General features: G+C 67.7%; 20 protein-coding genes. 7 read left to right on the top strand and 13 right to left on the bottom strand.

The genetic code is table 11. The annotated features are described in order from the left end of the window. The 6 genes from XINFAN_RS02230 to XINFAN_RS02205 form a co-directional block, all read right to left on the bottom strand. Window positions 1–648: a transglycosylase SLT domain-containing protein gene (locus XINFAN_RS02230; RefSeq protein ID WP_124084949.1), complete on the bottom strand. Its 648-nt coding sequence runs from the start codon at window positions 646–648 to the stop codon at window positions 1–3. A 104-nt stretch (window positions 649–752) separates the two neighbouring features. Beyond that, window positions 753–2,891, bottom strand: a complete 2,139-nt coding sequence (locus tag XINFAN_RS02225) for a hypothetical protein (protein WP_124084860.1) — start codon at window positions 2,889–2,891, stop codon at window positions 753–755. Next, the gene (gene motA, locus XINFAN_RS02220; protein ID WP_124084859.1) at window positions 2,888–3,757 is read right to left on the bottom strand and encodes a flagellar motor stator protein MotA; all 870 of its coding nucleotides are present in this window, start codon (window positions 3,755–3,757) and stop codon (window positions 2,888–2,890) included. The genes XINFAN_RS02225 and motA overlap by 4 nt, the downstream gene beginning before the upstream one ends. 49 nt (window positions 3,758–3,806) lie before the next feature. Further along, complete coding sequence (locus tag XINFAN_RS02215) at window positions 3,807–4,367, bottom strand: MotE family protein (protein WP_124084858.1); 561 nt, start codon at window positions 4,365–4,367, stop codon at window positions 3,807–3,809. Then, on the bottom strand, window positions 4,364–4,741 hold the full coding sequence (locus XINFAN_RS02210; RefSeq protein ID WP_124084857.1) for a DUF6468 domain-containing protein: 378 nt from the start codon (window positions 4,739–4,741) through the stop codon (window positions 4,364–4,366). Before XINFAN_RS02210 ends, XINFAN_RS02215 begins: the two co-directional genes overlap by 4 nt. An 11-nt stretch (window positions 4,742–4,752) precedes the next feature. Then, complete coding sequence (locus XINFAN_RS02205) at window positions 4,753–5,250, bottom strand: flagellar basal body-associated FliL family protein (RefSeq protein WP_124084856.1); 498 nt, start codon at window positions 5,248–5,250, stop codon at window positions 4,753–4,755. Between the two features lie 114 nt (window positions 5,251–5,364). Here XINFAN_RS02205 and fliF point away from each other — a divergent pair, with 114 nt between their 5' ends. From fliF to speB, 5 genes are read left to right on the top strand one after another with little or no spacing between them, the layout of a single operon-like run. Next, window positions 5,365–6,948, top strand: a complete 1,584-nt coding sequence (gene fliF / locus XINFAN_RS02200; RefSeq protein ID WP_124084855.1) for a flagellar basal-body MS-ring/collar protein FliF — start codon at window positions 5,365–5,367, stop codon at window positions 6,946–6,948. Then, window positions 6,948–7,544: a FliH/SctL family protein gene (locus tag XINFAN_RS02195; protein ID WP_124084854.1), complete on the top strand. Its 597-nt coding sequence runs from the start codon at window positions 6,948–6,950 to the stop codon at window positions 7,542–7,544. Before fliF ends, XINFAN_RS02195 begins: the two co-directional genes overlap by 1 nt. Further along, window positions 7,537–7,806, top strand: coding sequence for a FliM/FliN family flagellar motor switch protein (locus XINFAN_RS02190; RefSeq protein WP_124084853.1), 270 nt, complete (start codon window positions 7,537–7,539; stop codon window positions 7,804–7,806). Before XINFAN_RS02195 ends, XINFAN_RS02190 begins: the two co-directional genes overlap by 8 nt. A gap of 44 nt (window positions 7,807–7,850) precedes the next feature. Next, entirely contained in the window at window positions 7,851–8,525 is a 675-nt protein-coding gene (fliP, locus tag XINFAN_RS02185; protein ID WP_124084948.1) for a flagellar type III secretion system pore protein FliP, read from the top strand. 54 nt (window positions 8,526–8,579) lie between these two features. Continuing rightward, window positions 8,580–9,524, top strand: coding sequence for an agmatinase (gene speB, locus XINFAN_RS02180; RefSeq protein ID WP_124084852.1), 945 nt, complete (start codon window positions 8,580–8,582; stop codon window positions 9,522–9,524). A gap of 72 nt (window positions 9,525–9,596) precedes the next feature. Here the strand turns inward: speB and XINFAN_RS02175 are convergent, their stop codons facing one another. From XINFAN_RS02175 to XINFAN_RS02160, 4 genes are all read right to left on the bottom strand, one after another. Then, window positions 9,597–10,775, bottom strand: coding sequence for a beta-barrel domain-containing protein (locus XINFAN_RS02175; protein ID WP_124084851.1), 1,179 nt, complete (start codon window positions 10,773–10,775; stop codon window positions 9,597–9,599). After that, entirely contained in the window at window positions 10,772–12,961 is a 2,190-nt protein-coding gene (locus XINFAN_RS02170; protein ID WP_124084947.1) for an ATP-binding cassette domain-containing protein, read from the bottom strand. Before XINFAN_RS02170 ends, XINFAN_RS02175 begins: the two co-directional genes overlap by 4 nt. Window positions 12,962–12,987: 26 nt before the next feature. Then, complete coding sequence (locus XINFAN_RS02165; protein ID WP_160144517.1) at window positions 12,988–14,301, bottom strand: TolC family protein; 1,314 nt, start codon at window positions 14,299–14,301, stop codon at window positions 12,988–12,990. A 62-nt stretch (window positions 14,302–14,363) separates the two neighbouring features. Further along, window positions 14,364–17,729, bottom strand: a complete 3,366-nt coding sequence (locus XINFAN_RS02160) for an Ig-like domain-containing protein (RefSeq protein WP_124084849.1) — start codon at window positions 17,727–17,729, stop codon at window positions 14,364–14,366. A 313-nt stretch (window positions 17,730–18,042) separates the two neighbouring features. Here XINFAN_RS02160 and nagA point away from each other — a divergent pair, with 313 nt between their 5' ends. Further along, the gene (gene nagA, locus XINFAN_RS02155; RefSeq protein WP_124084848.1) at window positions 18,043–19,143 is read left to right on the top strand and encodes an N-acetylglucosamine-6-phosphate deacetylase; all 1,101 of its coding nucleotides are present in this window, start codon (window positions 18,043–18,045) and stop codon (window positions 19,141–19,143) included. Between the two features lie 87 nt (window positions 19,144–19,230). Next, window positions 19,231–19,497 carry a hypothetical protein gene (locus tag XINFAN_RS02150; RefSeq protein ID WP_124084847.1) on the top strand — a complete coding sequence of 89 codons (267 nt, stop codon included), beginning with the start codon at window positions 19,231–19,233 and terminating at the stop codon, window positions 19,495–19,497. On the opposite strand, the gene XINFAN_RS02145 is transcribed toward XINFAN_RS02150, so the two are convergent. The 3 genes from XINFAN_RS02145 to hisD are packed head-to-tail and all read right to left on the bottom strand — an operon-like array spanning window position 19,494 to window position 23,083. Further along, entirely contained in the window at window positions 19,494–20,771 is a 1,278-nt protein-coding gene (locus tag XINFAN_RS02145) for a hypothetical protein (protein WP_124084846.1), read from the bottom strand. The genes XINFAN_RS02150 and XINFAN_RS02145 overlap by 4 nt on opposite strands. Further along, complete coding sequence (locus XINFAN_RS02140) at window positions 20,768–21,754, bottom strand: zinc-dependent alcohol dehydrogenase (RefSeq protein ID WP_124084845.1); 987 nt, start codon at window positions 21,752–21,754, stop codon at window positions 20,768–20,770. Before XINFAN_RS02140 ends, XINFAN_RS02145 begins: the two co-directional genes overlap by 4 nt. Before the next feature lie 3 nt (window positions 21,755–21,757). Then, entirely contained in the window at window positions 21,758–23,083 is a 1,326-nt protein-coding gene (gene hisD / locus XINFAN_RS02135; RefSeq protein WP_124084844.1) for a histidinol dehydrogenase, read from the bottom strand. Window positions 23,084–23,085: the final 2 nt, after the last annotated feature.

The raw sequence follows: 23,085 nt of genomic DNA, 5'->3' as shown, positions 1-23,085 counted from the left end.
CTATGGTGCGCCGAACAGCGGGCGCAGCCCGGCGGCGGCGGGGACCAGCGAGCCTGCCGATGCCATGGCGCCGGCCTGAAGCAGCGGATAGCTGTTCACCCGCGGCCCGGCCGGGACGAGAGGTGTTGCGGGCGCCGAACCGCCATCCAGCACGGCGGCATAGATCGGCATGAACCGTGCCATGTAGCGCTCGGCCAGGTCCGGCGTGGCCGAGTGATAGGCGGAGACGGCCTTTTCCCAGGATCCGGTCTGTCGGCGAAGACGCAACAGGTGGCGCGCCGCATATTCCGCGTTTTGCCCCGGGTCGATCATTGCCTCGACCGAGGCGAAAGCCTCACCATGCCAGCGCCAGTTGAGCTGAAAACAGCCGATGTCGATATTGCTGACCCCCTGGGCCAGCATCGCGTTCAGATGGTCGAGCGCATCGGCCTTGCTGGCGAACCAGAACCCCTCACCACCCTGGTTCAGCGCCCAGGGCCATGGTTGATGGCCCTGGGCCGTTGCGCGGCCGCTTTCGGTCAGCGCTACCGCAAGCAGGATTTCCCGCGGCACCTCCGTCTGTCCGGCCGCAAGTGTGATTGCCTGATGGCACTGTTCGGCCGGGCTGGCCGCCTGCACGTTCTGCGCAAGCACAGGCCAGCATATCATAAGGACAAGGAAGCGCGATTTTGACATTCTGTCTCGCCTGAGGCCGGGCTTCGCCCGAATCTGATGGTCACGCCCCAGTTTCGCCGCCGCTGGTTGCCAAAGGGTTACGGTGCGGGCGATTCCACCGCAGCCAGCAGCGATCCGATCGCCGCCCGTGCCGCGCCGGCCTCGCTCACCAGCCGGGTACCTTCGGCAAGCGGCCCCTCGTCCGGTGCCGACGCAGCAGACGGCAGGGTGAGCGCGGCGGCCTCGCTCCAGGCAGGCACTTCGGCCACCGCCAGATCGCTCCAGCGGCCCGCCCGGATTTCGGCACGCTGCACTGCGGCTTCATCCCCCACCCCTGCGAGAATCTCTGCCGCACCCGCCGCATCGCCGAGTTGCAGCGCCGCCCGCGCCATCAGATCCCTGGCCGCGGGATCGGTCATCCCCGCCAGCAGCCACAACACACCGCGCGCATCGCGCAGGATGAGCGCCGCCTCTGCCGCCAGCAGTCTCCGTTCGGGGTCATCCCCGGCAGAAACCGGGCCAAGCCAGGCCAGGGCTTCCGCCGCAAAACCGGCCCGATGCAGCCTTTCCGCGATGGCGAAAGCAGTATCCGGTCTGACCTGCGGCAGCTCCACTGCGGCATTCAGCGCTTCGGTCAGGAACAAATCGTCAGGCGCATCCCCCGCCGCCAGCAGCCAGAGATCCGGCGCCGTCTGCGGCGATGCGCTCAGCAAAGAAAAGGCACGGGCGAAATCCCCGCTCATGGCGGCGGCGAGAATCTCGGCGCGCAGAATCGCGGCCTCCTGCCCCGTTCCCCTGAATTCGCCTGCAAGTGCCGCAAGCTGGTCGGCAAGAGCGGGCGACACCACGCGCGCGCCTGCGAAGGCGGTCTCTGCGGTCAGCACCGCGGCCTCGGCCGCACGCCCGCCCGGATCCTCAAGCACCTCCTGCGCCAGTGCGGCCGCGCGCGCCGGATCGCCGGTGGCCAGTTGCAGACCGGCGTCCATCAGGGTGACCTCCTGTCCCGCCTCCCCCGGTGCGCGCAGGATCGCGTCCCGCAGACGGCGCGCGGTGGTCTCGTCGCCGAGGGACAGGTAGAAACCGACCAGCGGGGGGCCGAGATGACGGCGCAACCCGGACGGCAGCGCCGAAAAACTGCGCGAAACCGCAGCATTGTTGAAGAGATGCGCTATGGCCGGATCGGCGGGCCCCGCCGCCACCTGCGCGACCACGGCCCAGAGCGCCGCCGCCGTGTCGCAGCTTTCCATCCCGGCAAAGGCGTTTTGCGCCGGCGGATCGAGATCGGCCAGATAGCTGAGACTGCGCAGAATGGGCTGCTCTTCCTCCAGCAGATCGAGAAGTTGCCGCGCCTCGGCACCGAGGCCCGCAGCGAGATGGAGCCGCACCGCATTCAACACCTGATCCTGGTCGGGTCGGTCGAATTCCGCCAGCAGCGCTTTGCGCGAATCGGCGATCTGTCCGGTGATCGGCGCATCCGTCAGCCATGCCGCCAGATCCAGCGCCGGATCCGCCAGGCAGGGCTTGCCTCCGGCGGTCAGATTGGGGCTGGGCACGGCGGGAGTGGCAACGCTCATTCCCGGCATCTCGCCGTTCGAGATCCGCACCCCCCCCTTCTCGGCCAGCGAGGAAAGCGCGGGATCCGGCATCGGATGCAGCCCGTCGATTCCGATAATCCCCTCGGCCACGCCGCGGCTGATCTGACGCACAAGCGCATCGAGCAGCGGATCCGTGGTGGCCTCCGGCGCCACGATGACCGGAAGGGCGGGCACCTCCGGCTTTTCCCGCCGGATCGCCAGCCAGTCATATGCCGGCTGCGGTGTCACCGCCTTTGTCGGAGCGGGCGGCTCATCCAGCGCCAGTTCAAAGGAAGACCCTTCCGGCGCCGGGCCAGGCGTCACGTCGATCGCCACCGCGCCGGGGCGCACCTCGAAGGCGATGGCATGGCAGGTGCAGGGCATCTTCAGCCGCAGGCGGCCGCTGTCCGGGTCGCGCCAGAGCGCCGAGACCCTGCTCCTGGGGATCTTGTCGAATGCCTGGCTCAGATCGAAGCCGGTGACCGCTTCATCCGCCTGGAATTCATAGCCATCGGGCGTGCGGCCGAAGCGCCAGTCCGACAGGGCGCCGGCCTCGATCACGATGCGGGTGAAACCGCGATGCTCGCCGCCGCGGACCCGGGCGGTTTCAGCTGCGGCCCCCCCGGCCAGCAAGACCCATATGATCAGCGCAAGGGCTCTCATGCCGCCTCCTGCTTGAGGGCACGCAGCGCTTCCTCCAGATCGCCGAAATCGGGGCGCATGTGATGGGGCGTATTCTGCCGCCCGACCTCGATGCAGATATTCGCCGGATGGCGGTGCAGATTGGCGACCAGCACCTCACGGATCAGCATGTAGAAATGACCGTCCTCTTCGACCACGGTCTTCACCCGCGCCGCGAACGGCCCCATCAGCCCATAGGCGAGGAACACGCCGAGAAAGGTGCCGACCAGCGCACCGCCGATCATCTTTCCCAGCACCTCGGGCGGCTGATCGATCGAGGACATGGTCTTGATCACCCCCAGCACCGCCGCGACGATCCCCAGCGCGGGCAGGCCGTCGGCCACGTTCTGAAGCGCATGGCTGGAGTGCAGCGCGTGGGTCATCTGCACCTCCATCCGTTTGTCGAGCACCTCTTCCACCTGATGCGGATCGTCGTAATTCATCGAGGCCGCGCGAAGCGTGTCGCAGATCAGTTCCACCGCATCATGATCGGCCTGGATCCGGGGATATTTTCCGAAAATGGCCGAGCCGGAGGGGTTTTCGACATGTTCCTCCAGCGCGACCGGGTTGGAGCGCGCCAGCCGGACCAGCTCGAACAACAGACACAGCAGATCGCGGTAATCCCCGGGCTTCCAGCGCGGGCCTTTGAACACCTTGCCGATGTCGCGGAGCGCCTGTTTGACCTCGGCCAGACCGTTCGAGATCAGGAAGGCGCCGACCGCCGCGCCGCCGATCATGGCCAGTTCGAACGGCAGCGACTTGAGGATGATCCCCAGTTTGCCGCCGGCAGCCACATAACCGCCGAACACCATGACGAAGATGATGCCGATCCCGATGAATCCGAACATAAATCACATCTCCTGGCCCGGCGGGATCCGTCCCGGCGGGTGCTGAAATCTATTCCTGCGGGGCGAGTGCATTGCGCCCGGCAAGGATCGCGCTGATCTCATAGGCCTTGTCGGGGCTCATGCCTGACAGCACCGCCGCCGCCGCATCGGGCCGCATCCGGCCGAGGAACCCGGCCGCGAACCGCGCATCCATCGCATCGAACAACGTGGCGGCGTCGCGTGGCTTCATCGTCTCGTAGACCGCGGTCAGCCGCGCCAGATCCGCCTCGGCCGCGCCATCGGCGATGGCAAGCGTCTGGCGCAGCCTGGCCTCGGCCTGTTCCAGCGCCTCAAGCCGCCCGTCGAGCGCGGCATTTGCCAGATCCAGCGCCGCGGAACGGTCGGCCAGCGCCGTCTCCTGCGCCAGCACCCGCGCCTCGCGCGCGGAAAGCGCCGCCGCCAGCGCGGCCGGGGTCGGCGCGCAGCCCCCCTCTTCGGCTTTCGGCGCCAGCGCATTGTCCGCCGCCCGCGCCAGCGACAGCCCGAACCCGTCGCCCAGCCTGATCGCCCCAGACGAGGCGAAGAGCAGCGCGATCAGGATCAGCGTCCCGCGCCCGGCCCGCCGCTTCATTCCGCGGCCTCAAGCGGCTCGCGCGGCGAACGGCGGCGGATGAACCGCAACCGGCGCGCCTCATCCGCGGCGGCGGGCGGCGGCGCCTCGTCCGGCAGATCATGCAGCGAGGCCACCATCAGCTCCAGCCGCGAGGACAGGGCCTCGGCGCGTTCGGTCAGTTCGGCCAGCCGGCGCTCGGAATGGCCGGCGATTCCCTGCGCCTTTTCCAACGCGCGGGTCATCTCGTCGACCTGGGCCGAGAGCACCGCGATCGCGCCGCCCATCCCGGTTTCCAGCGTGGTAAAGCGCCGCAGCCGCGCCGCGAGCACGTAACAATAGAGCGCCGCCCCCAGAGTCGCGGCCAGCAGGAGCGAATCGGCGATCAGATCCATCTGTGCCTCCCTCAGTTCAGGACGAATTCGGTGATGAGAAGGTCGCGCGCGCGCCCCTCGCCGGTGACGATCTGGATGCGGCGCAGCATCTGCGCGCGCAGCCGGGTGATGGCGCCGGGATCCTCAAGCTGCGCCGGATCTACCGCGCGCAGATAGCTGTTCAGCACGTCGAGGATGCGCGGCATCAGCAATGTCACCTCGGCGGCATGGGGCTTCGCCACCTCGATCTGGGCGACGAATTTCAGATGCCGGCTGGCCGCCCCCGGCCCCAGCGAGATGATGATCGGATCAATCGGCACGAAAGCGATGTCGGGCAGCGCGCCCGGCGCCGGATGGGCGCTGTCATGCCCCCCCGGCGCGAGGACCAGCCCCGACCAGGTGGCATAGAACCCGCCCCCGCCCAACAGGAGCGCCAGAAAAAGGCCGATGATCAGCGGCAGTTTCGACTTTTTTCGCCCGCCCGCATCGGTGGCGTCGGGCGGATCTGCTGCAAGCGCGGTGTCGGACAAGGTGACCTCCGTTCCGGGATGGGAACGAAAATAGATCGAATGTCACTAACCGATTGTTAATACAGACCCTTCAAATCTGGCCCGGTCAGGAAAGAAATTCCGCCGGAGCAAGAAGTGCAGAATGTGATCTCGATCTGGAACGGGCTTGAACTGCGGCGCAAGGCCGTGGTCGTCGGCGCGACGATCGCCGTTTTTCTGGCGGTTTTGCTGCTGGCGCGCATGTCCGGCGGCGGGCAGATGGTGCTGCTTTACGCCGGGCTGGACGGGCGGGCGGCGGGCGAGGTGATCACCGCGCTCGACCAGCGCGCCGTGACCTATGAGGTGCGCGGCGATTCGATTTGGGTCGATGCGTCCAGCCGGGATTCGCTGCGCATGTCGCTTGCGGGCGAGGGGCTGCCCGCGGCCGGGGGCACGGGCTATGAACTGCTCGATTCGCTCTCGGGCTTCGGCACCACGGCGCAGATGTTCGACGCGGCCTACTGGCGCGCGAAAGAGGGGGAACTCGCGCGCACAATCCTTGCGGTGCCCGAGGTACGCGCCGCCAGGGTTCATATCGCGCAGGGGCCCTCGGATCCGTTCCGCCGCGACAGCGCGCCCACGGCCAGCGTGGCGGTCACCACCGCCTCGGGCCAGGTTCCGCCGGAACTGGCAAAGGCGCTGAAACATCTGGTCGCCTCGGCGGTGGCGGGGATGCGGCCCGCGGATGTGCAGATCATCGACACCGCGGGCGGACTGGTGTCTTCGGAAGACGAAGGCACCGTCGGCCCGCGCAGCCGCGCGGATGAGATCCGCCGCAGCGTCGAGCGGTTGCTCGCCGCCCGCGTCGGAGCGGGCAAGGCGGTGGTCGAAGTCGCGCTGGAACTGATCACCGAGAGCGAACAGATCACCGAGCGTCGCTTCGACCCCGAGGGCCGGGTGGCGATCTCTTCAGACACCGAGGAGCGCAGCAAGCAGGATGCACAGCCCGGCGGCGACGTGACCGTCGCCTCGAATCTGCCCGAGGGCGATGCCAGCGGCCAGAACGGCGGCAAGTCGAGCTCAAGCGAGACGCGCGAGCGGGTGAATTACGAGGTCTCCGAGACGCAGCGCGAGCTTCTGCGCGGCCCCGGCGGCATCCGCCGCATGACGGTGGCGGTGCTGATCGACGGCCAGATGGTCACCGGCACCGACGGCAGCCAGACCTGGCAGCCACGCAGCGAGGAAGAGCTTTCCGCCCTGCGCGACCTGGTGGCGGCCGCCGCCGGGATCGACGAGGCGCGCGGCGATACGCTCACCCTGAAGTCGCTGGAATTCCAGCCGGTTCCGCTCCAGGGCAGCGAGGCCAGCGGCGGGTTGCTGCCCGCCTTCGGCCCGGTCGATACGATGTCAGCGATCCGCATCGCCGCCCTCAGCCTGGTTGCGCTGATCCTCGGGCTCTTCGTGCTGCGCCCGATCCTCGCCTCGGGCAGGGCCGCGCGGCTGCCGCCGCCCTCCGCGCAACTGGCGCTTCCCATGGCAGCAAGCGACGTGCCCGAAGCGCTGACCGGCGAGATCGACGGCGACTTCCGCCTGCCCGAACTGCCGATGGTCGATTTCGCCGCCGAATCCGGGCCGGCCGAGGATCCCGCAACCCGCCTGCGCCGTCTGATCGAGGAGCGTCAGGCCGAATCGATCGAGATCCTGCGCGGCTGGCTCGAACCCGAGGAGGGCCAGGCCTGATGCCCTTGCCGCAACTTGAAGTGTTTGAGACCGCGACGCCCGATACCGCCCCCGAAGTGGTGGTGACCGACCGCGCCTCGGTCGAAGAGGCCCGGCTGGCCGCCTGGGAACAGGGCTACCGCGCCGGCTGGGACGATGCCGTCTCGGCCGAGGCCGGTGAGAAGGAGAAGATCGCCGCCGACCTCGCGCGCAACCTTCAGGCCCTGGCCTTCACCTGGCAGGAGGCCCGCGCGCATATCCTCTCGGCGGTGGAGCCGCTGCTGACCGGCATGGTCGAGCGGATCCTGCCGGAACTGGCGCGCGAGAGCCTCGCGCCAATGGTGCTGGAACAGCTGATGCCGCTGGCGGCCGAGGCCGCCGACCAGCCCGCCACCCTGGTGCTGAACCCCGCGGTGCGCACCCGGGTGGAAACCATGCTGACCGCCGCCACCGGCCTGCCGCTGGTCATCGAAGAGGAACCGAGCCTCGGCGAGGGGCAGGTCTACATCCGGCTCGGCCTGCGCGAGGTGAAGGTCGATCTGAGCCGCGCCACCGCCGAGATCACCGCCGCTGTCCGCAATTTCTTTACCCTGTCGCAGGAGAACCCCGATGGATGACCTGTCCTCCAGCAGCCCCTTCGCCCAGGTGCCGATCGAGATCACCGTCTCGGTCGGCCGCGCACGGCCAAAGGTGCAGGATCTGCTGCGCATGGGGCGCGACGCGGTGCTGCAACTCGACCGCCGGGTCGACGATCCGGTCGAGCTTTACGTCGGCGACCGGCTGATCGCGCGCGGCGAGCTGACCGAGCTGGAGGGCGAGATGGCCGGCCAGCTCGCGGTGCGTCTGACCGAGGTCGCCAGCCTGAAGGGTGGATTGTGAAGCGCATCCTCCCGCTTGCGGCGCTGCTTCTGCTGGCCGGCCTCATGCCCGCCGCGGCGCAGGAACTGACGCTGGACCTCGGCGAAGGCGGCAGCCTCGCGGCGCGGTCGGTGCAGCTTCTGCTGCTGATCACCGTGTTGTCGGTGGTGCCGGGCCTTGCGATCATGGTGACCTGTTTCCCCTTCATCGTCACCGTGCTGTCGATCCTGCGCCAGGGCATCGGGTTGCAGCAGGCACCGCCGAACATGCTGATCATCACGCTGGCGATGTTTCTGACCTGGTTCGTGATGGATCCGGTGTTCACCGAAGCCTGGACGCGCGGCATCGGCCCCTTCACCGAGGGCGCGCTCGACATCCCCACCGCCTTTCACGAGGCGGCCGAGCCATTCCGCCGGTTCATGTCGGCCCGGATGGACCCCGACACTTTCGCCCGGCTCGACGCTTTGCGTCCGCGCGAACCTACACCGATCCCCGAGGCGCCGCTGTCGGTTCTGGTGCCCTCGTTCCTCCTGTCGGAAATCCAGCGCGCCTTCGAGATCGGCTTTCTGGTCTATCTGCCCTTCCTGATCATCGACCTGGTGGTCTCGGCGATCCTGATGTCGATGGGGATGATGATGGTGCCGCCCGCCGTGGTCTCGCTGCCGTTCAAACTGGCGTTCTTCGTGGTCGCCGATGGCTGGAGCCTGCTCGCCGCAGCGCTGGTGCGCAGCTATACCTGAGGCTTGCGCATCGCCCCCGCCTGTGGCCTGCTCTGCCGAAAGACGGAGGCAAGAATGGCGTTCAATCAACCGCTCGGCGGCAATGAGATGCCGCGTTTCGGCGGGCCAGTCACCTTCATGCGCCTGCCCACGGCCGCCTCGGCCGAGGGGCTGGATGTCGCCTTCTGCGGCATCCCGATGGACATCGGCACCTCGAACCGGCCGGGCACGCGGCTCGGGCCCCGCCAGATCCGGGATGAGAGCCGGATGCTGCGCCCCTTCAACATGGCCACCGGCGCCGCGCCCTTCGATCACCTGCAATGCGCCGATATCGGCGACGTGCCGATCAACACATTCGATCTGAAGAAATCGGTCGCCATCATCGAAGACCATTACGACCGCATCCTGGCTCATGGCGCGCTGCCGCTGACCATGGGCGGCGACCATACCCTGACCTGGCCGATCCTGCGCGCGATCAGAAAGAAACACGGGCCGGTGGCGCTGATCCATGTCGATGCCCATGCCGACATCAACGACACGATGTTCGGCGAAAAGGTCGCGCATGGCTGCCCGTTCCGCCGCGCCTTCGAGGACGGCTGCCTGATCAATGACAAGGTATTCCAGATCGGGCTGCGCGGCACCGGCTATGCGCCCGAAGATTTCGACTGGGGCCGCGCGAACGGCTGGACGGTGATCCAGGCCGAAGACTGCTGGCACAAATCGCTGAAACCGCTGATGGCAGAGATCCGCGCCAGGATCGGCGATGCCCCGGTCTATCTGAGCTACGACATCGACAGCCTCGACCCGGCTTTCGCGCCGGGCACCGGCACGGTGGAGCCCGGCGGGCTGACCATCTGGCAGGGGCTGGAGATCGTGCGCGGCTGCGCGGGGCTGAACCTCGTTGGCGGCGATCTGGTCGAGGTTTCGCCGCCCTACGATCCTTCTGGCAACACCGCGCTGATCGGGGCCAACCTGCTCTATGAAATGCTCTGCGTGCTGCCCGGTGTGCCGCAGCGCTGACCTGCCGCTTTTCGGCCCTCACGGGCCTCATCGCTCAGCGATGACCGCCCGCAAGGGAGGGAAGAGCGGATCTCAGCGCTCGCGCAAAGCCTCGTTCGATTTGTAAAGCGGTTTCAGCAGATAGGTCAGCACGGTCTTGGCTCCGGTCTCCAGCTCGACGCTGGCCTGCATCCCGGGCCGGATCTCCAGGTTCTTCTGCCGTTCGCTCAGCTCCGACAGATCCACCTTCAGCGTCACGATGTAATGCGGATCGCCGTCTGCCGCCCGCGAGCGTTCGTCGATGAAAGTATCCGCCGAAACGAAAGTAACCTCGCCCTTCAGCGAGCCATAGATCGTATAGTCGTAAGCCGACAGCTTGATCACCGCCGTCTGCCCCTCACGCACCGAGGCGATGTCGCGCGGCTTCACCTTCGCGTCGATATACAGCTCCTCATCCAGCGGGATGATTTGCAGGATCTCCTCACCCGGCCGCACCACCCCCCCGATGGTGGTGATGCCGATCTTGTTCACCACGCCCTTCATCGGCGCGACCAGCATGGTGCGCGCCAGCTGATCCTGGGCGATCTTCAGCTTCTGCTCCAGCGACGAGATTTCGGCCAGAGTGTCGGAATATTCCCGTGCGCGTTCCAGCTCGGTCTGGGTGATCGTGTCGGAAAGCTTGTTCTCGGCGTCGCGATGCGCCTTGCGGGCGCGGGTCACTTCGATGGCCGGGGCGACCTCCTGTTTGAACATCCGCTCCATGATATCGAGCTCGCGTGCCGCCTGGTCCAGCACGGCCTGGGCCCCCTCTTTGCGGGCGGTGAAATCCGCCGCGCGCGCTTTCAGCAGCGACGCTTCCGAGGCCACGATGTCGGGCACCCGCTCCGCCAGGTTCTCGGGCACCAGAAAACGGCTCTCGCCCCGCATTTCGGCCTCTATCCGCAGCCGGCGGATCTCCAGCCCGGCAAGCTGGTCGGAATAATCGTCCACCGCGGCGTGATATTGCGTCGATTGCAGCCGGCCCAGCACCTGGCCCGGCTCGACCACATTGCCCTCGGCCACGTTCAGCTCGGCGAGGATCCCGCCCTCCAGATTCTGGATGATCTGCGGCCGCGAGGACGACACCACCGTGCCCTGGCCGCTGACGATCTCGTCCAGCCAGGCGAAGCTCGCCCAGATCAGGAACACCGCCACCGCCGCGCCCACCGCCCAGATCACCGCCGAGGGGCGGCGCGAGCGGAACCCGAATTCGTCCGACCAGACTGCCGTCATGCCCCCGCTCCTGCCGTTTGTGCCCTGGCGAGATGCGCCAGCACCGCCTCTTTCGGCCCGTCCACCGCCAGCTTGCCGTTTTGCAGAATAAGCGTGCGCGTGGTCAGTTGCAGGATCGGCACCCGATGGGTGGCGATCACCGCGGTGCGGCCCTTCAGCCAGCTTTGCAGCCGGCTGACGAGGGTCGCCTCCAGCGTCTGGTCCAGCGCCGCCGTGGGCTCATCCAGAAGCACCACCTGCGGATCCTGAAGCCAGAGCCGCGCCCAGCCGATCGACTGGCGCTGCCCGACCGACAACCCCTCGCCCAGTTCGCGCACTTCCAGATCCAGCCCGCGCGGATGGTTGCGCACGAAAGGCCCCAGGCCCGCGAAATCCAGCGCCTGGAGCAGCCGGTCGTCGTCGCGCTCCAGCTGGTTCATGTTCAGGTTTTCGCGAATGGTGCCCGCGATCAGCCGCACCTCCTGACCGAGATAGCCGATGCCGCGGCGGATGTCGCGCGGATGGACCTGACCCAGATCCACCCCGTCGATCAGCACCCGGCCCTGGCTCGGCTCGTAAAGCCCGGCCAGCATCCGCAGAAGCGTCGATTTCCCGGACCCGTTCGAGCCCAGCACCGCCACATGCTGCCCCGGCGGGATCGAGGCCGCGGCAATCTCGACCGAGGGCGAGGATTGCGGATCGTAGCGGAATTCCAGGTTGCGCAATTCGTAATGCCCTGTCAGCCGGTCGCGGCGCAGATAGCGGCGGCCGTCTTCCTCGGCCTGGCGCGACTGCGCCACCTTTTCCAGCGCGGTCAGCGCGGTCTTTACCTGGCTCCAGCGCGCCATCATCGGCGAAATCTGCGCCAGTGGCCCCAGCGTCCGCCCGGTCAGGATGCCGACCGCGATGATCGTGCCCACCGTGAACTGCCCGGCGAAGACCAGATAGGTTCCGGCGATCACCGTGGCGATATAGGTCGCCTGCTGCACCGCCTGCGACCAGGTGGTCAGGAAGGTGGTCAGCCGCCGCTGATCGCCGCCCTTGACGGCATTTATCGTCACCAACTCGGCCCAAAGGCGGTTCGCCCGATCCTCGCCGCGCTGCGTGGTCAGGGTCTCGTGCTCGAAAACGGTCTCGTAGAGCAGCCGCGCCTGGCGGATCGAGGCGCCTTGCGTCTCATTCGCCAGCCGCACCATCTTTTTCTGGAACAAAAAGCCCGGCAGCACCATCAGCACGCCGCCGATCACCAGGATCCAGACCACGTTTCCGGCGATTGTGGCCACCAGCACCAGGAACAGCAAAAGGAACGGCAGGTCGGCCAGAGTGCCAACGGTCGAGGCGGTGAAGAACTCGCGCACCGAGCCGAATTCGCGCATCGAGGCGAAGATCTCCGAGGGTTTGCGCTCTCCGGGCCCCATCTTCATGCCCAGAAGCCGCGCCATCAGCCGTTTTTGCACCGCAAGCTCGACGGTGCGGCCGGTGTTGTCCATCAAAAGCGCGCGGGCGATCTTCAGCGTGGCCTCAAGACAGACCGCCAGCAGCACGCCGATCCCCAGCACCCAGAGCGTGGGCTGCGACTGATAGGGGATCACCCGGTCGTAAATCTGCATCGAGAACAGCGAGACCGCCACCGCAAGGATATTCGCGACCAGCGAGGCGGCCGAGACCTCGGCGAAGGGGCGGCGGAAATGGCGGAACTCGCCCCAGAACCAATGCGGCTTCGCCTTCGCCTCGATATGACGGCTTTCCAGCTCGGACAGGGCGGCGCGCGCTTGCAGGATTCGGCCTGCATAGAGACTGTTCAGATCCTCCAGCGCCAGTTCGGCCCGCTGATCGGGCGCAGCCTTGTCGTAGATCTGCACGGCGCCGTCCGAGACACCCAGAACCAGCACCGCCTGGCCGTTGGTCATCTCGGCGACGGCGGGCCAGCCCTCGCGGGGTAGTCCGACTTCTCGCAGGATACGGGTCGAAAGCCCTCCGGCGCCAAGCGCCACCGCCATCTCGTCAAGGCCCGGGGCGTTGCCGGAAACATCCGCCGCGTGCTGGATCCGCTCCAGCAGATCGCTGACCGACAGATCCGATCCCAGGAGCCCGGCATAGACCGCGGCCAGCGAGGCGCGGTTCTTCGCCCGGTTCGAGAAACGCTGGCTGACCGGACCGGAAGCGGGGGCGGGCGGGCGAACCGCTCCGACCTGAGCCGCGTTCATCTCGAAAGCAATCACCCGGTTCGCGGTCACATCGAGCCTCCGTCCACCAGAACCCCGCGCATCAGCGCGATTTCCAGCCGCGCCACCGCGATCTGGTATTTCAGCGACGCATGGTCGCGTTTCATCGAAGTCAGCGTCTCGAACTGGCCTGTCAGTTCGATCAGGCTGCGCCGCCCGGCCTTGTATTGGTCGGTATAGAGACTGATATTGGCCTCCATCTGCGCGATGACCGCACCGTCGGTTTGCTCGCGCGCGGCAAGCGAGGCGATCTCGCGGCCAAGCGCGACGATACGGCGATCCGAGTCGCGGCGGGCCTCGTCCACCTTGCGGCGGGCGACCTCCTCGCTTTCCTCCAGCGCCTTCAGCGAATCCGCGCGCCCGAAGCCGAGGATATCCCCGTCGAGCGACAGGCCCCCGCTCAGATCGCCGTCCTTCGCGACCGAAGCCCCGGCGCCGATACCGGGCAACAGGCCGGAGCGCGCCACGGCGACCTCGGCCATGGTGCGGGCGGCCTCGCCTTTGGTGATCAGCACGGAAAGCGGCTCGGGCGCACCACTGTCGGGCGGCAGGACGGAAATCCCCTCCAGCCCGTCGAAGGAGCTGCCGGCCAGCGCCGCCAGCTCGGTCCGCGCGCTGATCCCGCCTTCGCGGTAAGAGGACAGCGTGGACTCGATCTCGGCCCGGCGCTGCGAGACGATGCGGTATTCCGACCCGTCCGACAACCCGCCCTCGACCCGGATCCGGGTGATGCGCTCGAATTCCGCCATCTGCGTCAGGGCGGCTTCGGTGATGCCGGCCAGTTCTGCCGCGCGCTGCGCCTCGATATAGAGTTTCAGGCCGTCATAGACCCTTTTATTCAGGTCGGCGACCAGGGAAACCGCCGCCACTTCGACATCGGCGGCGGCGAAATCACGTTCTGCCGCGCGGCGTCCGCGGTCGAAAATCGCCTGATCCATCACAAGGCTCGCCGCGATGGAACTCAGCGAGGTCAGATTGACGTCCGGCCCCAGTTTCGGCAGCCAGTTCTTCGATCTGGCCCGCGCCGCCAGCCGCTTTACCCGCAGTTCCGCCTCGGCCGAAGCGCGGCCCTGGCTGAGCACCGCATCGCCCACCGTGGCGAAGGAGCCGCCCTTCGGCAGCACCGACTGGCGCAGGCGAAGCTGGTCGATCAGGGGCGAGACGACCTCGCCCCTGGCGTTCATATGGCCCGGACCGCCCTCTCCCGTCACCGGATCGGCAGGAGAATCCGCCGACCTGGAGACTTGCGGGCCGCCGAGACAACCCGAGAGCGCAAGAAGGATCACCCCTGCCATGAGGGGGGCAGCGACGGGGCGGATCATCCGCCTCGCCTGGCCTGCCTGCCGGATCTGGACATCCATGACCGGACCTCTGGTTAGGTTGCTCAGAAGATCGAGGTCGGGGTTTCCTCGGAGATGAGGACGGTGCCGCTCTCCATCGTATAGACCGCGTAGGTGTGGCCATCGACGACCCTGGTTCCCGCCGCATCGGCATCTTCCAGGCGCACCGAGTCATGCCGGTCTGCCCGGATGATCAGTTCGTTGTCGCCGCCGGTCAGCGCCAGCAGATCGGCGTTGGTCAGCGTCAGCCGCGCCTCGGGCGCCAGCGTCAGGTCGATCTGACCGAAGTCGAAGTCCGAAAGCCCCTCGCGGTTCAGCGAGACATCAACCCGCCCGGTGTTGTCCACGATGAACAGGGTCGAACTTTCGTTGCCCGCCACATCGGTGTTCTGGATCACCAGATAGCTGCCGTCCGGCACGCCGGTGTGGAAGTCGTAGTGATCGGTCAGCACGCGCGAAGTGCCCACGGTGGTGGTCACGTTCTCGTTTGCGTCGAACTCGACCTCGACCGCGCCGCCGCGGGTATCGATGCGATAGATCGCCACATTCTCGCCATCGGTATCGGTGTAGAGCCCGCTGACCATCGTGCCGTCGCGCACGATCTTGAGCGGATCGACCGGATCGGGCGCGACCGTATCCACCGTGACCGAGCGGGCCGGCAGGTCGGCGGTATTGCCCGCGATATCGGTCGCGCGGACCGTCGCGGTCAGGGTTACGCCGTTGCCTTCCGGCAGGTAATCCGCCGGAATGGTCACCGACCAGCCGCCGCTGCTGTTGGACCAGGTGGTCAGGCTGTGACCGTTCGACAGCATCACCTCGACCCGTGCACCCGGCTCGGCGGTGCCGCCGAAGGGCACTCCGGCCAGCCGCTCATGCGCGTTGACGTAGCCGTCGTCACTGAGCACCGTATCGGCGGTGAAGTTGCGGACGATGCGGTCGATCACCACGGTATGGTTTGGCAGGGTCAGGCTGTTGCCGTAGCGGTCGGTGGCGGTGACGGTCATGTTCACCGTGGTTTCGCCCTGCGGGATCACGCCCGCCGGGATGATCACCGACCAGGTGCCGCCGGAGACGGTGGCGGGGAAGGTGCCATAGCTCCCGAAGCCGACCATGACCTGCGATCCGGCCTCGACGCTGCCGGTAACGGCAAGCCCGCCCGCGGCCTCGGCGTTGTTCAGCACGTTGTCGGCGCCGGTCGAGGTGCTGGTGATCGCCAGAGGCGCGACCAGCGTGTCGATCACCACCGCATGGCTGGCGCTGGCGGTGTTACCGGCCTGGTCGGTCAGGGTCACGCGGGCAGTCTCGATGCCGCCGTTGCCGGTCGGGATCTCGGCCTGGACGAAATGCGCGCTCCAGGTGCCGCCGGAGCCCACGGTCAGGACCCGCGTGCCCGAGCCGAACTCGACCGTGACGGTGGCACCGGGTTCGCCGGTGCCGGTCAGGGTCACGCCGCCGTTGCGCTCGGTGCCCGAGACCACGTTGTCGCCCGCCTGAACCGCATCGAAGGCGACCGAAGTGCCGAGATCGACCTGGATCACCCGGCTCGCCGTGGCGGTATTGCCGTAAGCGTCGGTCGCGGTCACCGTCGCGGTGGTCGCGGTCATGATCGAGCTGCCCGAAATCGCCGGGAAGGTCACCGACCAGCTGCCGTTCGACGCCACCGTCGCCGGCAGGGTAGAGCCCTGCCAGGAGACCGAAACCACCGAGCCCGGCTCGGCGGTGCCGGTCAGCACCACATTGGTCGATTCCGCCCGGTTGACGATATTGTCGCCCGCCACGGTGCCGGTGAAGCCCACCGACGCGAGAGTATCCACCCGGAAGCTATGCGTCTCTGTGCTGGCATTTCCGGCGCCATCCACCGTGCTGGCCGTCACCGTCGCATTGTATTCGCCACCGGGCAGGGTGCCCGAGGGAATGTTCAGCGTCCAGCTGCCGTCGGCGCGCACCGTCACCGTCTGGGTATATGTCGCGCCCTGGGCCTCGACCGTCACGGTCAGAACCGCGCCGGCGGTCGAAGTGCCGTTCACCGCGAAGCCGTTGGTGTTCTCGCCGCCGCTGACGGTATTGTCCGCCGTCACCTGACTGAACGCGATCGGATGCGGCACGGTATCGACCACCAGCGTGTCGGTGATCACCGTGGTATTGCCCAGCGGGTCACGCGCCGTCACCGTGATGCCGGTGGTATATTCCCCGGTGCCGATCTCGCTGGTGGGGAACACGACCGACCAGGTGCCCCCGCCGCCGATCACCGTGGTGTGGCTGTGGCCGTTGATCTCGACCGTCACCGTCGCGCCCACCTCGCCGCTGCCGGCGATGCGCACGCCATCGGTGTAATCGGCGGCATTCTCGATATGGCCGACCGATTGCGAACCCTCGGTGATGTGCACATCCGGGGGCGTCAGGTCCAGGATGAAATCCGGGCCTGGCAGAGTGGTCGTGGTGCCGTCGCCATGGTCGAACACCACTTCGGCGACATAATTGCCGTCGGCGGGCAGATCACTCTCGGGGAACTCGACCTTCCAGGTGCCATCCTCGCCGATGATGGTGGTCTGCGTCTCACCGCCGATGGTGACGGTCACGCTGTCGCCGGGCTCGCCGGTGCCGGAAACATCAAGCGTCTTGTCATCGGAATTGGTGGTGACCGTGGTCGGATCCTGCGGATCTACAGCCGGAGGCCGCCGGTCGCCGCCGGTATCCCCATCGCCGTCGCCATCCCCGTCACCGTCGCCATCTCCGCCGGTGCCGCCATCTCCGTCACCATCACCGTCGCCGCCGGTGCCGGTGTCGCCACCGTCTCCATCGCCGTCCCCATCGCCATCGCCGCCGGTCCCGCCATCTCCGTCACCGTCTCCATCGCCGCCGGTGCTGCCGTCGCCGTCGCCGTCACCATCGCCGCCACCGACGATGGCGCCCGCGACACCCAGGCCGGCCAGACCGGTACCAATACCGCCCAGACCGACCAGACCCGGCGCGAACATCGCCATGCCGGCGGGTTCATCCACCGCGCCGCCCGCCAGCGCCAGGTCGTCGCCCTGAGCGAACCGCAGCGCATCCAGCGAGGAATATTTGTCCCAGCCCTCGGCCCCGCCATAGCTGGCGAACAGGGTGCCGTCGCCCGCTGGCGAGAATTCAACCGCGATCACCTCGCCATTCTGCGAGAGGTAAAGCTGGTTCGGCTCGCCCGCGGTGTTGAAATACCCGTCGAGGACGATCTGGCGCCCGTCGATCAGCGTAATGACGAGATCGTCGCCCTGCTGGATATAGCTCGCGATGCTCTGCCGCGAGAGGTTCAGCGACACTTCGTCGCCGATGCCCATCTGAATGAAATTGCTGCTGCCGTCGCCTGCAATCGAACCGCGCGCCGTGCCGCCCGCAGAATCGCGGACGACGAACTGAATCGCCTTAACCATTTTCTACTCCGCCTCATGACGCCGGGACGTTGCCCGACATTTTTATTCTCGACGCACATTGTGGCGTCTATTGCTGGCAGCCATACGCTGGTTTCACTTTTATTTCCAGTAGGTATGAGGCGATGCTAAAGCAGCCAGACATAAATTTTCCTTATTGTTGCCCAAATGTGAGTCTTTTCGGCAACCCTGTCTGCGGCGCGCGCCACCCGGGGTAGAAGGCGATTTGCCGCGCTCTCGCCTAACTGTTGTGGATAAGCGCGGCACAACCCACTACAAGCCGGATCATCACCTCGGACAATGCGGCAGAGGCCCGATGACGATCCGTTTTTCCGGCGCCACGGTTTTCGACGGGCAAAAATTCCTTGATGATCCCGTGCTGCACCCCGCTGGCCAGCCAGCGGAGCCGCAACATATAGAGCTGGACGGCGGCTGGATCCTGCCCGGCCTCGTCGATCTTCAGGTGAACGGCGGCGACGGGATCATGATCGGCGGCCAGACCAGTGCCGCCGACCTGGCGCGGATCTGCGCCACGCATGCCCGGCTTGGGGCGGTCTCGATCCTGCCGACGCTGATCACCGACAGCCCCGCCGCCACCCGCGCCGTGCTGAAGGCCGGAGCCGAGGCCACCCGCGCCGCTGTGCCGGGCTTTCTCGGCCTGCATCTGGAAGGGCCGCATCTCGACCCGCGCCGCAAAGGCGCGCATGACCCCGCGCTGATCCGCCCGATGAGCGACGCCGATCTGAACCTGATCTGCGAGGCGCGCTCGGATCTGCCCGCGCTGATGGTGACGCTTGCGCCCGAGGCCGCTGATGCCCGCCAGATCGCCACGCTGGCGGCGGCTGGGGTATTGGTCAGCCTCGGCCACAGCGATTGCGGCTATGACGCGGCGGCTGCGGCCTTTGCGGCGGGCGCTTCGGGCGTGACGCATCTGTTCAACGCGATGAGCCAGCTCACAACCCGCGAGCCCGGGCTGGTCGGCGCGGCACTGGATCTCGCCCCCGCCATCGGGCTGATCGCCGACGGCTTCCACGTCCACCCCGCCGCGATCCGCATCGCCATGGCGGCAGCGGGCGGGCGGATTCATCTGGTGTCGGATGCAATGGCTCCGGCCGGCACCCGCCTTGACGCTTTCGATCTGAACGGGCGGCGCATCCTGCGCCGGGACGGTCGGCTGACGCTGGAAGACGGCACTCTCGCCGGTGCGGATCTGACCCTGCCACAGGCCATCGCCACCATGATCGGCGCAGGCGTGGCGCCGGAGATTGCCTTCGCCATGGCCACGAGCCGCCCCGCCCGGGCGATCGGGCGCGACGATATCGGCCATCTTCGCGCGGGCGCGCGGGCGGATTTCATCCATCTCGGCCCCGATCTGAGCCTGCGCGCGGTCTGGCAGGCGGGCCGGCGCATCCTCTGACGCGCGGAAAGCTGCCCAGGCCTTTTGCCCCCGCCGCGAAAGCCGGTATTCTGTGGGCCGGAACGGATCAGGGGAAAGAACGCCGCCATGAAAACCATGCTGAAACTGGCGCTGCTGACCCTTGCCGGCTGCGTCGCCAGCGAGCCGCAGCCCGCCGCCACACGGCCACCCGCCGCGGCCGCCGAGCCGGTGCTGGATGCCGCCGCGAAGGCCCGGGTCGAGGCCGAGGTCCGCAAGCTGGAACCCGAATTCTGGCTGCGCCGCTCGCGCGACGGCGAGGCGGCGGCGAATGAATGGCTGCGTCAGCAGGCGCAGGACATCAGCCGGCGCGAGGCCGCGCGGACCGCAGGTTAAGGCCGGATAGCGTCGAAGAACCGGCTCATCCGGTCCTCGCCCGTCAGCGGCGCCGATCCGCAGACCACCGCCTGGGCCAGCCCGATCACTGAGCTCGCCGGATTGTGCCGCCCGCCCCCCTCGCCCGCGCGCAGGTTCATCACCAGCGTCGGGCACAGAAACAGCGCAAGCCGCACCACCCGCTCCCAGTCGGCGGGCAAGAGCCCCCGTTCTGCCAGATGCGCGAGCCAGGGCTTCCAGAACGTCTCTGCCTTCACCGCCAGCAGCGCCTCACGCAGCGGCCCGGGAGCCCAGTCGGTGTCGATATGCAGCGCATCGCCCGTCAGCCGGGCGCTGACCTGCCAGCGCCCCGGCACCATTTCGCTGTCATAGAGCCACAATGGATGGGCGAGGATGTTGTGGAAGGTCGATTTCACCTCGGCCAGCAGCGAGGGCACATTCTCCCCCGCAAAGGCCGGATCGAAGAAGGCCAGCCGGTCGCGCGCGGCCCCGCGCTCATACCAGACATTGGCGTTATGCGCGTCGCCATGCGCGACGATCCCGCCCGCATCGGCAAGGTTTTCGGGTGCCAGCCGGTCGTGCGCGGCATCGAACAGTTCGGCAAGGCTGTGGCGGTAGGCAACGCCGTTGATCACCGGCCGGGCGCGGGAGATCTGCTCCCACGGCGCAGTCATGCCCGGCAGATCGAAGTCCTTGCCGATGTAGAAAGACGCCAGCCGCCCGGCGGGGTAACGCCCGGTCGCGGGGTCGATCAGCCGCTCGTGGAACAGGCGGTGGATCGGCTCGGCCCGCGCCTCGGCGGGCGTGATCGGGTGCAAACTGGCCTTCGCCACCTCCAGAAGCCGGGCGTTCAGATCGCGCTCGGCCGCCAGAGCGCGCGCCTCTGCCTGCGCATCCGGCGCGAGGTCCAGCGCCCGCAAAACGTCGGAAAACCGCGGATCCTGGCGGCGGCGGTAGACGAGGATCTGCTCGCCCGGCAGGGTCGAGGTCAGGATCGGCTGGTCCACCGGCAGACCGGCGCGGGCGAGAATATCGGCGCGGTAATATTCGCCGCGCATCTGTTCTTCGCCTTCCTCCTGGTGGAATTTGAAGAAACATGCGCCCCGCTCGCAGGTGAAGAAACCGTTCAGCGAGTTCAGCGAATACTGATCGTGGTTGATGCGCAGATCGCGGGCGGTGATGCCGAACAACTCGCCCAGGAGAGCCGCCAGCCGCGCCTCGGCCTGAACCGGGTCACGCGCGGCGAGGGCGCGGATTTCCGCGGTGCGGCTCATGCGCCCGCACCCGGCAGGATGATGGTCTTCGCGCCGATGACCTCGCCCGCGAGATGGCGGGCATAGGCGGCGGGCACCTCGGCCAACGGGATTTCCGCGTCGATCAGCCGGTCGAGCGCCGGGGCAAGCTGCGGCAGCAACGCCACCGCCTCCGCAAGTTCGCCGCCAAAAGCATGGCAGCCGATCAGAGCGATCTCACGCTCGACCAGCAGCGCGGGGTTGAAGGTCAGATCGCGCGAACCGATCCCCACCAGCGCAATCGCCCCGCCGCCGCACAGGTTCTGGGCCAGCGCCGCGATCACCTCGGGGCTGCCGGTCGCATCCACCGCGTAACGGACCCCAGGCGCCTCCAGCCCGGCGACCGCGCCTCCCACCGCTTGCGCCGTGCGGGCGGCCCGGGCCTGGTGACGATCATTGACGCCGACCTTGTGGCCCCGCTGCGCCAGCACCAGCGCAGACAGCGCGCCGATGGCACCGGCGCCGGTCACCAGAACCCCGGCCCCCGCGGGCGGGTTCAGCCGGTTCACCGCGTGGATGGCGACCGCCAGCGGCTCGGCCATGGCCAGATGGCGGGGTGCGATGCCAGTGGCATTCACCACGTTTCGGGCCGGAATAGTGACATATTCCGCAAAACCGCCGTCGATCACCTCGCCCAGAAAACCGAGGTTTTCGCAGATCTGCGTCAGCCCCTCGCGGCAATTGTCGCAGGTGCCGCAGATCACCCGGCTGTCCACCGCCACGCTGTCGCCCAAAGCGACACGGGCGACGCCCTCGCCCAGGGCCGTCACAACGCCCGCGAATTCATGCCCGGCGACCGAGGGCGCGCGGCTGATCCAGGCGCCGGTGGCGTAATTGTGCAGGTCGGATCCGCAGATTCCCGCAGCCGTCACCCGAAGCGTGACCTCGCCGGGGCCGGGCGGCAGCGGCTCCGCCACCTCCTCGACCCGCAGATCCCGGATGCCGTGAAGCCTGACCGCGCGCATCATCTACCCCTTCAGATACTGATCGCGCAGGGCCGACACCGCATTGGCGTGGCTGGAGAAGCCCTCGTAATCCGCCAGCACCTTCGCCGCCTGCGCGAGGCCCGGATAGGCAGGCGCAGTGACGTATCCGACCGAGGACCGGCGCATGAAATCGCTCACCGACAGCGGCCCGTAAGTGCGCGCCCCGCGCGAGGTCGGCAGCACGCAATTCGGCCCGAGGCAGAAGTTGCCGATCGTCACCGGCGTATGCGGGCCCATCAGCACCTCGGCGGCCGAGGTGATCTTGCCCAGATGCTCGAACGGCTTTTCCGACAAGAGTTGCAGATGCTCGGGCGCATAGTCGTTGATGAAAGCGTAGGCCTCGTCCAGCGTCTCGGTCAGCAGGATGCCGCCGGTCTTGCCGGTCAGCACGGCGCGGGAAAATTCCGCGCGCTGTTCGGTCATCTGCGCCCAATGGCCGGGCAGCGCCGCCAGCGCCTGTTCGGCCACCAGGGCCGAGTTCGTCACCAGCCAGGCGGAACTGTCCGGCCCATGCTCGGCCTCGATCAGGAGGTCCAGCGCGGCGAGGCCGCCGTGAACCGTCTCATCGGCGAAGATGATCGATTCCGACGGCCCGGCGGGCAGGCCCGGGTCGATCACGCCCGACAAGAGCCGCTTCGCCGCCACCACCCAGGGGCTGCCCGGCCCGACGATCTTATGCGCGGCGCGGATGGTCCTGGTGCCATAAGCCGCCGCAGCCACCGCCTGGGCGCCGCCGGCCTTGTAAACCGTCTCTACGCCTGCCAGACGCGCGGCCACCAGCGTCGCCGCATCGACCTTGCCGCCCGGGATCGGCGGAGTGAAGATTGCCAGCTCCGGCACCCCGGCCACCACCGCCGGAACGCTGGTCATCATCGTCACCGAAGGGAACGAACCCTTGCCGCGCGGGACATAGAGCGCGACCGACCGGATCGGCAGAAAGCGGTCGCCCGCAAAGGCGCCGGGGCGGATTTCCTTCAGAAACATCGGCTCGGGGCGCTGTTCCTCGTGGAACGAGCGGATGTTCTCGATCCCGTAGCGGATCGCCTCGGTCACTGCCGGGTCCAGCTCGGTGAAAGCCTCGTCGAACTCAGCCTCCGAGGCTTTCAGGCCGGCTTCGGTCAGCCCCTCGGCCTTGTCGAGCGTGACACCGAACCGCACCAGCGCCGCATCGCCCTCGGCGCGCACGGCATCGATGATCGGCTGCGCCTTTTCGAGGAACGCGGACAGATCGGTCTCGGACCGCAGAAGCAGTTCCGCCCGCCCGCCGGGCGTCAGATCGGCCAGCCGTTTGAAATTGACCTCAGCCATCG

Source organism: Pseudogemmobacter humi (genome assembly GCF_900609055.1).
GTDB classification, from domain to species: domain Bacteria; phylum Pseudomonadota; class Alphaproteobacteria; order Rhodobacterales; family Rhodobacteraceae; genus Pseudogemmobacter; species Pseudogemmobacter humi.
The sequence above is the reverse complement of the archived record's forward strand: the minus strand, read 5'-3'. Positions and strand labels throughout refer to the sequence as shown.

Excerpts from the sequence above, each read along its gene's own strand:
- XINFAN_RS02230 (WP_124084949.1), bottom strand. The coding sequence starts at position 648 with ATGATATGCTGGCCTGTGCTTGCGCAGAACGTGCAGGCGGCCAGCCCG.
- XINFAN_RS02225 (WP_124084860.1), bottom strand. The coding sequence starts at position 2,891 with ATGAGAGCCCTTGCGCTGATCATATGGGTCTTGCTGGCCGGGGGGGCC.
- motA (WP_124084859.1), bottom strand. The coding sequence starts at position 3,757 with ATGTTCGGATTCATCGGGATCGGCATCATCTTCGTCATGGTGTTCGGC.
- XINFAN_RS02215 (WP_124084858.1), bottom strand. The coding sequence starts at position 4,367 with ATGAAGCGGCGGGCCGGGCGCGGGACGCTGATCCTGATCGCGCTGCTC.
- XINFAN_RS02210 (WP_124084857.1), bottom strand. The coding sequence starts at position 4,741 with ATGGATCTGATCGCCGATTCGCTCCTGCTGGCCGCGACTCTGGGGGCG.
- XINFAN_RS02195 (WP_124084854.1), top strand. The coding sequence starts at position 6,948 with ATGCCCTTGCCGCAACTTGAAGTGTTTGAGACCGCGACGCCCGATACC.
- XINFAN_RS02190 (WP_124084853.1), top strand. The coding sequence starts at position 7,537 with ATGGATGACCTGTCCTCCAGCAGCCCCTTCGCCCAGGTGCCGATCGAG.
- fliP (WP_124084948.1), top strand. The coding sequence starts at position 7,851 with ATGCCCGCCGCGGCGCAGGAACTGACGCTGGACCTCGGCGAAGGCGGC.
- speB (WP_124084852.1), top strand. The coding sequence starts at position 8,580 with ATGGCGTTCAATCAACCGCTCGGCGGCAATGAGATGCCGCGTTTCGGC.
- XINFAN_RS02175 (WP_124084851.1), bottom strand. The coding sequence starts at position 10,775 with ATGACGGCAGTCTGGTCGGACGAATTCGGGTTCCGCTCGCGCCGCCCC.
- XINFAN_RS02170 (WP_124084947.1), bottom strand. The coding sequence starts at position 12,961 with ATGAACGCGGCTCAGGTCGGAGCGGTTCGCCCGCCCGCCCCCGCTTCC.
- XINFAN_RS02165 (WP_160144517.1), bottom strand. The coding sequence starts at position 14,301 with ATGATCCGCCCCGTCGCTGCCCCCCTCATGGCAGGGGTGATCCTTCTT.
- XINFAN_RS02160 (WP_124084849.1), bottom strand. The coding sequence starts at position 17,729 with ATGGTTAAGGCGATTCAGTTCGTCGTCCGCGATTCTGCGGGCGGCACG.
- nagA (WP_124084848.1), top strand. The coding sequence starts at position 18,043 with ATGACGATCCGTTTTTCCGGCGCCACGGTTTTCGACGGGCAAAAATTC.
- XINFAN_RS02150 (WP_124084847.1), top strand. The coding sequence starts at position 19,231 with ATGAAAACCATGCTGAAACTGGCGCTGCTGACCCTTGCCGGCTGCGTC.
- XINFAN_RS02145 (WP_124084846.1), bottom strand. The coding sequence starts at position 20,771 with ATGAGCCGCACCGCGGAAATCCGCGCCCTCGCCGCGCGTGACCCGGTT.
- XINFAN_RS02140 (WP_124084845.1), bottom strand. The coding sequence starts at position 21,754 with ATGCGCGCGGTCAGGCTTCACGGCATCCGGGATCTGCGGGTCGAGGAG.
- hisD (WP_124084844.1), bottom strand. The coding sequence starts at position 23,083 with ATGGCTGAGGTCAATTTCAAACGGCTGGCCGATCTGACGCCCGGCGGG.